This window comes from Runella defluvii, from assembly GCF_014195535.1.
In the GTDB taxonomy this organism is placed as follows: Bacteria; Bacteroidota; Bacteroidia; order Cytophagales; family Spirosomataceae; genus Runella; species Runella defluvii.
In genome coordinates this window covers 460,934-473,821 of record NZ_JACIBY010000003.1, presented here as the reverse complement: position 1 = coordinate 473,821, position 12,888 = coordinate 460,934, and the positions used below count along the sequence as shown (strand labels likewise).

Sequence of the window (12,888 nt, the reverse complement as noted above, 5' to 3'; positions counted from 1 at the left end):
GCAAAAAACGGATACTCGTTAGGTTTATTGTTATTCAGTCGTTTCGGTTGATTCAGGTGCTTCAGTGGTGTTGTCCGCTATCAACCCTTCTTCTTCCTCCAATTCATCTTTTTCAATCCGAGTAACCGACGAAATTTCGTCACTGTCGCTGAGTTTGATAAGGCGAACCCCTTGGGTATTGCGACCTGCCACCCGAATTTCTTGAACCGACATCCGAATGGCAATGCCAGAACGGTTGATAATCATCAAATCATCGGTTTCGCTCACTTCTTTGATGGCAACAAGGTTTCCAACTTTATCAGTGATGTTGAGGGTAGTTACCCCTTTTGCTCCACGGTTGGTAACCCGATAATCTTCGATTGGCGAACGTTTTCCGTACCCATTTTCTGAAACTACCAAAAGTTGCTTATCAGTACCACTCACGCAAAGCATACCAATCGCTTTGTTGTTTCCTTCTTCACCCAATTCTATCCCTTTTACTCCAGCTGCGGTACGACCCATCGGACGAACGCGGCTTTCGTGGAATCGAACGGCTTTACCTTCTTTTGAGGCAATGACAATTTCGTTATCACCATTGGTTAGGGCTACATCCAACAAGCGATCTCCCTCATTGATTGAGATGGCGATGATTCCATTAACCCGTGGACGTGAATAGGCCTCTAGGAGGGTTTTCTTGATGGTACCCGATTCGGTACACATAATCAAGTAATTGTTATTGATGTAATCTGCATCACTTAACGTACGCACGTTGATTACGGCACGTACTTTATCACCCGATTCAATGTTGATAAGATTTTGAATAGGTCGGCCTTTTGATACTTTTGAACCTTCGGGGATTTCATACACTTTTAGCCAATATAAACGACCAAACTCAGTAAAAATCAAAAGGTAGTTCAACATAGTTGCCGAAAACAAATGTTCGGTAAAGTCATCGTCTTTGGTAGTAACTCCACGAGACCCCACTCCTCCCCTGCCCTGGGTACGGTACTCACTCAAAGGGGTACGCTTAACGTAACCTTGGTGCGAAATGGTAATCAACATTTCTTCGTCCGCAATCATGTCCTCATCGGCAAACTCTTCGGCAGCGTACTCAATTTTTGAGCGTCTTTCGTCGCCGTATCGTGCCCGAAGCTCGGCAAGCTCGTCCTTGATAACTTGGAATTTACGAGGTTCATTTGCCAAAATATCCAGTAAATCAGCAATTAACTTCATCAACTCATCGTACTCAAGAATGATTTTATCACGCTCCATACCCGTCAAACGTTGAAGACGCATATCGAGAATGGCTCTAGCTTGGGCTTCGCTTAAACTGAATTGCTCAATCAAACCATTACGGGCGGTTTCTGGGTCACGGGCACTACGGATAAGGCTGATGACCGCATCTAAATTGTCTAAGGCAATCAACAAACCTTGTAAAATGTGTGCCCGTTTCTCTGCCTCTTTGAGTTCAAATTGCGTACGACGCGTCACAACCTCTAAACGGTGTTCAACGTAGTATTTGATTAGGTCTTTGAGATTGAGCAGTGCAGGACGTCCTTTTACAAGCGCAACGTTATTGATGCTAAACGAAGACTGCAATGGGGTGTATTTGTACAAGTGGTTTAAAACAATATTTGGGATACTGTCTTTTTTCAACTCAAATACGATACGAACACCTTCGCGGTCAGATTCATCGCGAATGGCTGAAATTCCCTCTAATTTTTTCTCATTGACCAAATCAGCGATACGTTTAATCATATCTGCTTTATTGACCATGTACGGAATTTCAGTCACTACGATTTGCTCGCGTCCCGTTTTGGTTTGTTCAAAAGTTGCCACTGCACGCATCACTACGCGCCCACGCCCTGTTTCGTAAGCAGAACGAACCCCCTGGTATCCGTAAATAATCGCACCTGTTGGGAAATCTGGCGCTTTGACGTACTGGATTAATTCAGAAACGGTAATATCGTTGTTATCAATGTAGGCGATGGTACCATCAAGAACCTCGGTGAGGTTGTGAGGTGCCATGTTAGTCGCCATACCTACCGCAATCCCTGATGAACCATTGAGGAGCAAGTTGGGAAGTTTGGCAGGAAGAACACTTGGCTCTTCGTCCGAATCGTCGTAGTTTGGTTGAAAATTGACGGTATCTTTGTTGATATCCACCAGCATTTCTTCTGCAATGCGCTTGAGACGTGACTCGGTATAACGCATCGCTGCGGGCGAATCTCCATCTAACGAACCAAAGTTTCCTTGACCATCAATCAATGGATAGCGTAACGACCAAGGTTGCGCCATACGAACCATGGTATCGTAAATGGACGAATCCCCGTGTGGGTGATACTTCGCCATTACGTCCCCGACCGTACGTGCCGATTTTTTGTAGGGGCGATTGTGCAGGAAGCCCGATTCAAACATAGCATAAAGCACCCGTCGGTGGACGGGCTTGAGTCCGTCGCGGGCATCGGGAAGGGCACGCGAGATAATTACCGACATTGAATAGTCAATGTAGGCCGTCCGCATCTCCTCCTCGATGTTAATTGGGATAATGTTGCTGGTGTTTTCTGACATAAATTAAATTTAAATGCTTATATGTACAAAAATACACCAAATACTTTAGATAGGCAAAATTAGCGACGTTTACCCCGTTTTTCGGAGGCTTGGCTGCGCTTTTCAGCTTTTGTTCTTGGCATTCCAAACAGGTAAGGTTTGGGTAATGTGCCTCTACCGCGCACCACCCGCTTTCCATGACTGTGATTGTATTTCACTTTGCATCCTTTGATAGGGCACTGACGGTACCAACACCCTTCAAATGTGAGTGCTACAGCAAACATTAAGATAACTAAAGCGACACGTTTCATGGAATCTTTTTCATCAAGAAGACCAAGATAGTGAGGAGATGTACAAAAAACAAAAAGTTCAGTTGCTCTAACAGTTGAGCTATAGAGGCGTTTATTTCATCAAATCAATTTTAAAACAAAAAAGGCTACGAATTTTGTAGCCTTTGCGAGCCCCCAGCCGGGATCAAATCGCAGGGGCGACCCCGCAGCGACCTACTGATTACAAGCGGCAGGCGTTCCTGACAGTTGCTCTATCAGTTGAGCTTGGAGGCATTTATTTCTTCAAATCAATTTTAAAACAAAAAAGGCTACGAAGTTCGTAGCCTTTGCGAGCCCCCAGCCAGGATCAAATCGCAGGGGCGACTCCGCAGCGACCTACTGATTACAAGCGGCAGGCGTTCCTGGCAGTTACTCTATCAGTTGAGCTTGGAGGCGTTTATTTCATCAAATCAATTTTAAAACAAAAAAGGCTACGAAGTTCGTAGCCTTTGCGAGCCCCCAGCCAGGATCAAATCGCAGGGGCGGCTCCGCAGCGACCTACTGATTACAAGCGGCAGGCGTTCCTGGCAGTTGCTCTATCAGCTGAGCTGTGGAGGCGTTTATTTCATCAAATCAATTTTAAAACAAAAAAGGCTACGAAATTCGTAGCCTTTACGAGCCCCCAGCCGGGATCAAATCGCAGGGGCGACCCCGCAGCGACCTACTGATTACAAGCGGCAGGCGTTCCTGGCAGTTGCTCTATCAGTTGAGCTATGAGGCGTTTATTTCATCGAATCAATTTTAAAAAGAAAAAGGCTACGAAATTCGTAGCCTTTGCGAGCCCCCAGCCGGGATCAAACCAGCGACCTACTGATTACAAGTCAGTTGCTCTATCAGCTGAGCTATGGAGGCATTACCTTAAAAATTGAAAAAAGATAGTCTCGTCGAAAATCTTTAAAGAGCCCCCAGCCGGGATCAAACCAGCGACCTACTGATTACAAGTCAGTTGCTCTATCAGCTGAGCTATGGAGGCATTGTATTAAAAATTTGGTATTACCCAAGAGAGATTATCTCGTTGATATTCTCTTTAGAGCCCCCAGCCGGGATCAAACCAGCGACCTACTGATTACAAGTCAGTTGCTCTATCAGCTGAGCTATGGAGGCGTTCCATTTTTTTCGTGGTGCAAAAGTAGCGTTTTTAATAATACAACGCTACTTTTTTCTAAAATATTTTAGAGTGCTTCACGAACAATTTTTAGTTGTTGCTTTAAATCAGCGAGTTGCTTTTGGGCAACAATGATTTTTTTCTCAAATTCTGCACGAACTTTTTCACCGTTTTTAGAGCGGCCGAAGAATTCGATGTTATTTTGCCAGATGGTCAAATCGTTTTCAATTTGGGTCATGCGGCGACGAATATCTGATTCTTTGCGCTGAAGGCTACGCGAGTCTCCTTCGTTCGAGTTTGAAGAATCATTATCAATCATCACTTGGTCGCGCTCTTTTGGTGAAAGTTTACCAATAGCGCTTACATACGAATTAACCGCGTCGATGTAACGTTTGTTAATGGCTTGCATGTCTTTCTTAGGCACAAATCCGATGCTTGACCATTCTGACTTGAATGCGTTCAATTCTTTCAAGTTAGCGCCTTCGATTTTGGCACCCGCCTCTATCTTTTCGCACAACGCCTGCTTCGAGCTCAAGTTTTCGGTAAACTCACGCTCAATCTCAGAGTTTTTGGCACGCTTACGGTCAAAATACGCATCACATGCTTTTTTGAAGCGTTCAAAGATTGAATCTTTGAATTTCTCAGGAACTTGCCCAATTTGCTTCCATTGTTTTTGTAACGCAATTACCTTATCCGTATTTGCCGACGAATCTTCTGAAGTTTCTAAGATAGCCTCAACTGCTTCGCACAACTCGGTTTTTAATTTTAAGTTTTGCTCCCGCTTAGCTTCTAACTGACGGAAAAACTCGCCTTTATTGTGGAAAAAAGTTTTGAGCGTTGCCCAGAATTTTTTACTCAACTCACGTCCTTCTTCACGAAGCATTTGCCCTTTAGTGTTCACCCACTGTTCTTGCAAAGCCACCACTTCTTTGGTCTTTTCATTCCATTCGTTGATGCTGCTTGATGTGAATGAAGTATAAGGAACGAGCGTTTCGTATATTTTCGATTTTACTTCATAATTCTGAGCCAATACGTGTTTCTGAGCATCCGCTTGGGCACGACGAGCATCATGAATAGCATCCAAGGCCAACTTTAAACGTTGCCATAACACCTCTTGCTCCGCCTTAGGGCCAGGGCCAATGTGCTTGTATTCGTCAAAGTGCGCATTTGCCTCTTCTAATACGGCTTTAGACAAGGTCGCATTTTCGAGCGACTTCGCCAAAGACTCTACTTTTTCTACCAGTTCGGTTTTTTGCTGTAAGTTTTTCTTACGGTCAAGCTCCTTCAACTCGTAGTAAATATTACGATTACTGTAGTATCGGTCAATTAACGCGTGGAAGGTTGCCCAAAGCGTGCTGTTGTGTGGCGACGCAATGTTTCCAGCAGCTTTCCATTCGTCCTGAATTTTTTTAAACTCTTGCCAGCTTGACCCAGGATTCGTAGTATTGCTCTCATCGTTTTCTACCAATTCGCGCAAGCGTTGGAGCAACTGAGTTTTTGAGGCAAAGTTTTTATCCTTTGATTTTTCGAGGTCCTGAAAGTAATGATTTTTTACGTCCTTAATTTGGCGATACAGCGCATCAAATTGCAACGTCAGTTCGTCAGGTTTGAATTCGAAGCCATCTTCAGACTCGTTTTCAGCCAAATATTTTTTTAAGGCTTCCTCACGCTCTGTTTTTTTACTTTGGTCAAAATGGACCTTCGCTTCTTTCAATACCTCATCGGTACGTTTAAAGTCAGCAGGTTTTGCATTTTCGCCTTTGGCCAATGCAAGCTGACTTTCCAACAAACTAACAAAGTCTTTTCTGCTTAGTTGACCATAGTCAACTACCTGTTCATCAGCCACTTCTAACGCTTCCATGGCCTCTACACTCGCTTGAGTGAGTTGTTCGCTTTCGCTAAGTTCTGCTCCGTCGTTAATCATCGTAAATTTGGTCGTAATCGCTTAGATTTGCAAAAATAATAATTATAGCCGTTTTTCGGTGTTTTAAAGCCTGTTTTTCATTTATAGTTATTTTTCTTCCAAATGGATAGTTCAACAATTGCTCATCTTCGCAAAGATTATACGCTAAACGGATTGCGTAAAGAAGATGTTTTAGAAAACCCAATTGATCAATTTAAGCGTTGGTTTGCCGAAGCTCTAGCTTCTCAAGTCCTTGAGCCAAACGGAATGGTGTTAAGTACCATTGGTCGGGATGGGTATCCCCACGGTCGTGTTGTCTTATTAAAAGATGTGGACGCACGCGGTTTTAGTTTTTATACCAATTATCTTAGCCACAAAGGCGATGATTTGGCCCAGCACCCTGTCGCTTCTCTTACTTTTTGGTGGCCCGAACTAGAACGACAAGTTCGGATTATTGGAAAGGTTGAAAAAGTAGAAACGGCGGAGTCTGATGCTTATTTTGCCGTTCGGCCACGTGGGAGTCAAATCGGTGCTTGGGTATCGGAACAAAGCCAAACAATCGCCGACCGTAAGGTGTTAGAAGAAAAATGGGCGGAGTTAGAAGCTCAATTTGCAAACCAAGCCGTTGTTCGTCCACCACATTGGGGTGGGTATCGTGTGCTTCCTCATCAAATTGAATTTTGGCAAGGACGCCCTAGTCGTCTTCACGACCGTTTATGCTATACTTATGAATCAAACGAATGGAAACTAGAAAGACTTTCTCCTTAGCAAAAAAATGTATCAATTATACCTATTTAATCACTAAAAAGTATGCCTTACAAAACTCCTAAAGACCTCACTAGAATCGGAGTCTTTTATGACGGAAATTATTTTTTACACGTAAGTAATTATTATAACTACACGCACGAACGCCGCAGTCGTATTAGTATTAATGGCTTACACGATTTTATTCGACAAAAAGTAGCGGATTTAGAAGGAAGTACTCCAAGACTCTGCCAGATTGTTGATGCTCACTATTTTAGAGGTCGTCTGACGGCAGGAGAAGCCAGCCAACGTGGTGATTTGCTGTACTATGAGCGGGTTTTTGACGATATTCTTATGTCTGAAGGGGTTACGACCCATTACTTGCCCGTCAGAAGTGTACTTGGCAAAAAATACGAAAAAGGCATTGATGTTTGGTTGGCTCTCGAAGCGTTCGAGATGGCTTTTTACAAACGTTTTGACATTTTGGTGCTTATTGCTGCTGATGGCGATTACGTTCCTTTGGTCCGTAAACTAAATACGCTTGGTACGCGCGTTTTGGTATTGGGTTGGGATTTTGAATATACCGATGAAGAAGGCAATCGCTTTTTTACGCGTACCTCCCAAGACCTCCTCTCGGAAGTTACCTACCCTATTGCGATGCACGACATCATCAATGGCCGCAACGAAGCCCTCACCAATCAGCTGTTTGTACCTCGAAACAAAATCAAGTTTTTCCCGAAACAAGAAGAAAACTCCACCGTAGATGGCGAGCAGGGGAATGAACACGATGGTGCTTCCGATGAAGGAATCAGAGAAACTTCCGAAGCACTAGAATTTGACCCTGAGCAACGCCAAGAAAGCACCATCTTATCATTAAAAGATGGTTTTGGGTTTATCAAATACCCTCCTAACAATGTATTTTTTCATTATACAAGTCTTCGTGAATTTGATTTTAATGACCTCACTGTCGGCGACCGCGTACAGTTTACCCTTGAAGAAAAAGAAGGTGGACGTGCGGTGGGTTATGACGTTTTTGTCTTAGAGGCATTCAAACATCTTCATCCATTGGGTAGCTAATTTTTTTACTTACCAAACGCCCGAGACTTTTCTAGTTTCGGGCGCTTATTTTAGGCTATTTTTCGCTCAACCTTCTTACCATTTCATAACAAGCCCGACTGTTATGATAGGGACATTTCCAGAAGTTTATTTTATCTCCTTTGATTGATGTCAATTCGGGCGTCACCGACCCATACCATTCTCCTCGCTGACTATCAATGAAGTACTTTTTAATAAACGTCCAGCTTTTTTCAGCTTTCTCTTTATAATGAGTTTCTTTTGTTAACTGATACGCATTATAAAAACCCACCATTTGTTCTGCCAATACCCACCAACTACGCTCTTGATTGAGGTGATTGGTTGCAGGGTCAAATTCGTAATGCAAAGCCCCATCCGCTCCCAGTCCTGTACAGGCTGCCGTGGCTACTTTGATACACTTTTGTTTTACCAATTCCGTGCGAGATGGGTCATGCAATACTTCAGCAGTTTCCCACAGCAACCATGACGCTTCAATGTTGTGGCCGTATGAAATCGTTTGCGCTTGGGGTGACCACCGTTGGTCAAAAAAAAGCCGTAGTCGGTGGGTGTCAGAATCAATGAGCTTTTCGAGAAACATATCGAGCAAGTGTCCGACACGTTGTTTTAATACTACATCGGGCCAAACCCGATACAAGTTGGTAAAGGCTTCGATGAGGTGCAAATGCGTGTTTTGAGATTTATTCCAAGGCATCTTACTGAGAATCAAGTCATCAACAGCTTCCCATTTTGTGCCAAATGATTCAAAATACCCGCCAAATTCTTCATCGTACCCGTGCTTGTCAACCACCTGAAAAAGCTCTTTGGCAAAATCTAGCGCAGGCTGAAATTTTGAAGCAGCGTAATACTCACTGATTCCATAAATGGCAAACGCTTGGGCATAAAGTTGTTTGCGGGTATCAAGGGGAGCGCCCGTTGCAGTAACTGACCAATAAACACCGCCGTTTTGCACATCCCGAAAATGATTGTACAGGTAATGGTATGCCCTGTCAGCCAATACCAAATACTTGCGACGGTGAAAATAACGGTACGCCGACGAGAAAGTCCACAAAATACGGCTAGTAAGAATGACTGAGCGAGCGGCATCCACCACAGGTTTGTTGTCATAATTGACCCTGCCATGAAACCCACCACGTTCGTAATCGGGAGCGTATTTTTCCCAATAGGCAAGAATTCGTTTCCATTCGGTCAATGCTTCACGGGCCAGTGGTTCCATTTGTATCAAGTAATAATAAATGAGCGTTTAGGTACAAAGAAGATTCCTAGCCAAATCTCATTTACCTTTGCCACCGTCATTCTAATCATTTGCTGTATGCAACAAGCCTTTGAACAATTTATTCAGGACAAAGCACTTTTTACCCACGAAAATCGGCTGTTGTTGACGGTGAGCGGTGGCATAGACTCCGTCGTACTTGCCCAGCTTTGTCACGATGTTGGTTATTCATTCGCCATTGCTCATTGCAATTTTCAGTTGCGCGGCGAAGAATCCGAACAAGACGAGCATTTTGTCAAAACCCTTGCCCAAACCTATCAAGTACCTTTTTATACTACACGCTTTCAAACCAAAAAATACGCCGATGACAACGGAATTTCGACCCAAATGGCCGCCCGTGATTTGCGGTATGATTGGTTTGAAAAAATAAGAGCTCAACACCAATATGACTTTATTCTGACCGCGCACCACCAAGACGATGTGCTAGAAACAATTTTACTCAACCTTACCCGTGGGACAGGTTTGGCGGGTCTTCATGGTATTCTTCCCAAAAATGGCGTCATCGTCCGACCTTTATTGTTTGCCACTAGAAAAGAAATCAACGCTTTTCTAACTAACAAACAACTTACGTGGCGGGAAGACAGCTCCAATACGTCGGTCGATTATGTGCGCAATCGGCTACGGCATGATGTGATACCAGTTCTTCGTGACCTTAATCCACAAGTAGCGGCGGCGGCTTTTCAAATGGCCGAAAGAATCCAAGATGTAGAAAAAATAGTGGCCCAAAGTATCGACGCTACCAGTCGCCTCTTTGTTTCAACAAAAAACGACGCCGTGTGGCTGAACAAAGCGGTTCTTGAAAATGTAAGTAGCCCGACGGAGCACTTGAATTATCATTTAACAGAATATGGCTTTTCTTACACCCAGGCTGTCCTCATTTGGCAACAAAGAAATCAGTCGGTTGGAAAACAATTTTTATCTGCTTCGCATCAATTGGTCAATGACCGCCTCCATTGGCTCCTTACCCCACGACCTTCTGCGGCCCCCTCTCCTATTTTGCTTCCCGCTGATTCGGGTGAAGTGGCGTTTCAGGAAGGAAAACTACAATGGCATAAATTGAACTCGCTTGCAACAATTTCTCTTGGTTCTGCACAAAGCGCCTACCTTGATTTTGACAAACTAACCTTCCCTTTGCGGCTCAGACCGTGGGGAAACGGCGATTGGTTTTGTCCGTCGGGGATGCAGGGAAAACGAAAGAAAGTGAGTGATTTTTTGATAGATTCTAAAATTCCCCGCAGCCTAAAATCAAAGGTATGGGTACTGGAATCGGCCAATGACATTGTGTGGCTGGTGGGTCATCGCGTTGATGAGCGGTACAAAGCAACGGAAAACAGTTTAACAATTTGCGCATTTCAGTTTGACACAACCACCTAACAAACAACTATTTACAAGTGCTATCTAAAAATATTTTTTTATTTTTTTGTAACTTAGCCCCTACGCTCACTTCTTTTGGCACAGTATTTGGAGTACCCTTTGCGAAATCCTGTTTTCCTGCTACTGTAACACTAATAACACACAATGAAAACCGTAGTTAAAATGGCGTTGGGATTTGCTCTAACCCTGCTAACGCTCAATTTATTCGCCCAAAGTGCCCGACTACGCTCGGCCAACAGAGCATTCGACGACTACAGTTATGCCGACGCGGTGCGTGGGTATGAAGAGTTTATTCGAAACGACAAAAAAGCTGACCCCGTCGAGCGAAAAGAAGCGCTCGAAAAATTAGCTTACAGCTATCGACGTCTTCAAGACACCCGAAATGCTGAACGTATTTATGCGGAATTGGTCGAAAAATTCCCTGACGCCGACAGCCGCAATTATCTCTACTACGCACAAGCCCTCGCCAGCAACAGCAAATACCGCGAGTCGCAGCGTATGTACAGCAAATACGCGGAGGCACAATCGGCCGACTTACGAGGACGCAAGTTTACGGTCACGTACATGGACATGAATCGTTTTTACAAAGATTCGGCCATGTATCGGGTAGAATACCTCCCCGTGAACTCACGTCAGGCTGATTTTAGCCCCATGTATTACAAAGGTGGTTTGGTGTTTGTTTCTGCCCGTGCCGAATCAGGCGTGATCAAACGCGTTTTCAACTGGAACCAAACACCTTTCTTGGATTTGTATTTTGCACCCGATACTTCAGCCCTCAAGGGCGTTCGCGAAGTATATCGCAATTCAACGGCCTCGTTGAGTGGTGCTGCCAAAGATGGCAATTCTGGTACGCTCTCGGAAGCGGCCTCGACAAGTGAGGATTTACCTTTGCCCACAACAAAAGCAGAGAAATTTAGCCGTACGCTCAACACGAAATACCACGAAGGCCCCGCCTCTTTTTTCAAAGATTATACAAAAGTGGTATTTACCCGCAACAACTATAACAGCGGTAAAGCAAAGAAAAGTAGCGATGGCGTAAATAAATTGAAACTTTACATCGCTGACCAAAAGAACAAAGATTGGGGAAATGTAAAAGAATTGCCTTTCAACAACAACGACTTCTCATGCGGCCACCCTGCGCTTTCTCCCGACGACACTAAGTTGTATTTTGTTTCTGACATGCCAGGTGGCTACGGCGGTACCGATATTTACGTGGTAGAATACAACGGAGGTCAGTGGAGTACGCCTGTCAACCTTGGAAAAGAAGTGAATACCGAAGGTAACGAAATGTTCCCGTTCATTGATAGTGGTGGTAATCTTTATTTTGCTTCTGATGGCCACGAAGGCTTGGGTGGACTTGATATTTTCTACGCCGAATTGAAGGACGGAATTGCCTACAAAGGTGTTCAAAACCTAGGTGCTCCCATCAATTCTGAGAAAGACGACTTTGGTCTTATTACCGACAAAGACCGTGGCACAGGCTACTTTAGTTCAAACCGTGCCAAAGGTGTTTCGGATGACAACCTTTACAGTTTCCGTCGTACTTGCCGCCCACTCGACATCCTAGTGTATGATGCCAAAACGGGTGCTCCCATTGAAGGTGCTGACGTACGAATTGTAAAAAATGGCTCGAACCAAGACATTCAACAAACGGGGATTGATGGCTCAACTAAAATCTGCTTAGAAGCCCAAACAGATTATGACTTCAAAGCCATTAAGGAAGGATACGCCACCAACAATGTGTTGTTTTCAACCATGACGCAGTCGTCAAAACCACAGATGAGCGTTTCGATTTATCTTAACAAAAGTGAGAATACAATCCTTCGTGGTACGGTAAAACGCGAGGTAAATCAGTCACCGCAAGAAGGGGTAAAAGTGACACTCCGTGATGAGAAAACAGGCAAAGAAAAAACAGTCGTAACGGGGCCAGATGGGGGTTACGAATTTGAGGTTGACCCTAACCGTAACTACGCCCTTCGCGCCGAAGGTGATGAGTTGGCAACCAACGAACAACCGATTAATAAAAACAAGAAAAACAAACGCAAAGTAGTAGAAAGCGATTTGAGTATGTATGGAACGGGCGACGTTTTTACGCTTGATAACATCTACTATGATCTCGACAAATTCTTCATCCGACCAGAAGCTGCCCGCGAACTTGACAAGGTAGTTGCGCTGATGAAAAAGTACCCAACAATGATGATTGAATTACGTTCGTTTACCGATAGCCGCGCAAGTGACACCTACAATTTGCGCTTGTCGGAACGCCGTGCCAGAGCTGCTTTTGATTACTTGGTTCGCAAAGGAATTACTCCTTCACGCTTGGAAGCACGCGGCTACGGAGAGTCAGAACTTGTCAATGATTGCAGCAACGGAGTTGATTGTGCTGAGTCTGACCACCGCCTCAACCGCCGTACCGAATTTAAGATTCTGTCAGTAAAAGGAACAGGCGAAGAAGCCATTGGTAAATAAGCGCTCAATAGCGACACAAAGATAAAAAAGTGTTAGTTAAGTACAGGAAGCAAGCGGCGGGGCAACATTT

The 12,888-nt window shown here is 44.3% G+C and carries 7 protein-coding genes and 3 tRNA genes; 4 read left to right on the top strand and 6 right to left on the bottom strand.

Annotated features, from left to right (window positions below; translation table 11 throughout):
* Nucleotides 1–30 precede the first annotated feature (30 nt).
* From gyrA to FHS57_RS09440, 5 genes are all read right to left on the bottom strand, one after another.
* The gene (gene gyrA / locus FHS57_RS09465) at nucleotides 31–2,550 is read right to left on the bottom strand and encodes a DNA gyrase subunit A (RefSeq protein WP_183972861.1); all 2,520 of its coding nucleotides are present in this window, start codon (nucleotides 2,548–2,550) and stop codon (nucleotides 31–33) included.
* Between the two features lie 1,087 nt (nucleotides 2,551–3,637).
* A tRNA-Thr gene (locus tag FHS57_RS09455) sits at nucleotides 3,638–3,710 on the bottom strand.
* 48 nt (nucleotides 3,711–3,758) lie between these two features.
* Nucleotides 3,759–3,831: transfer RNA gene (locus FHS57_RS09450), tRNA-Thr, on the bottom strand.
* 58 nt (nucleotides 3,832–3,889) lie between these two features.
* Nucleotides 3,890–3,962 (bottom strand) — tRNA-Thr (locus FHS57_RS09445).
* Between the two features lie 68 nt (nucleotides 3,963–4,030).
* A complete protein-coding gene (locus tag FHS57_RS09440; protein WP_221225583.1) occupies nucleotides 4,031–5,887 on the bottom strand; it encodes a DUF349 domain-containing protein in 1,857 nt (618 codons plus the stop codon).
* A gap of 102 nt (nucleotides 5,888–5,989) precedes the next feature.
* On the opposite strand from FHS57_RS09440, the gene pdxH reads away from it, so the two are divergent.
* Nucleotides 5,990–6,634 carry a pyridoxamine 5'-phosphate oxidase gene (pdxH, locus tag FHS57_RS09435; protein WP_183972857.1) on the top strand — a complete coding sequence of 215 codons (645 nt, stop codon included), beginning with the start codon at nucleotides 5,990–5,992 and terminating at the stop codon, nucleotides 6,632–6,634.
* 42 nt (nucleotides 6,635–6,676) lie between these two features.
* On the top strand, nucleotides 6,677–7,687 hold the full coding sequence (locus FHS57_RS09430; RefSeq protein WP_183972855.1) for an NYN domain-containing protein: 1,011 nt from the start codon (nucleotides 6,677–6,679) through the stop codon (nucleotides 7,685–7,687).
* A gap of 55 nt (nucleotides 7,688–7,742) precedes the next feature.
* On the opposite strand, the gene FHS57_RS09425 is transcribed toward FHS57_RS09430, so the two are convergent.
* Nucleotides 7,743–8,918, bottom strand: coding sequence for an AGE family epimerase/isomerase (locus FHS57_RS09425; RefSeq protein WP_183972846.1), 1,176 nt, complete (start codon nucleotides 8,916–8,918; stop codon nucleotides 7,743–7,745).
* A gap of 96 nt (nucleotides 8,919–9,014) precedes the next feature.
* On the opposite strand from FHS57_RS09425, the gene tilS reads away from it, so the two are divergent.
* Together tilS and FHS57_RS09415 are read left to right on the top strand one after the other, a co-directional pair.
* Complete coding sequence (gene tilS / locus FHS57_RS09420) at nucleotides 9,015–10,349, top strand: tRNA lysidine(34) synthetase TilS (protein ID WP_183972844.1); 1,335 nt, start codon at nucleotides 9,015–9,017, stop codon at nucleotides 10,347–10,349.
* A 144-nt stretch (nucleotides 10,350–10,493) separates the two neighbouring features.
* Nucleotides 10,494–12,818, top strand: coding sequence for an OmpA family protein (locus FHS57_RS09415; protein ID WP_122930562.1), 2,325 nt, complete (start codon nucleotides 10,494–10,496; stop codon nucleotides 12,816–12,818).
* Nucleotides 12,819–12,888 lie beyond the last annotated feature (70 nt).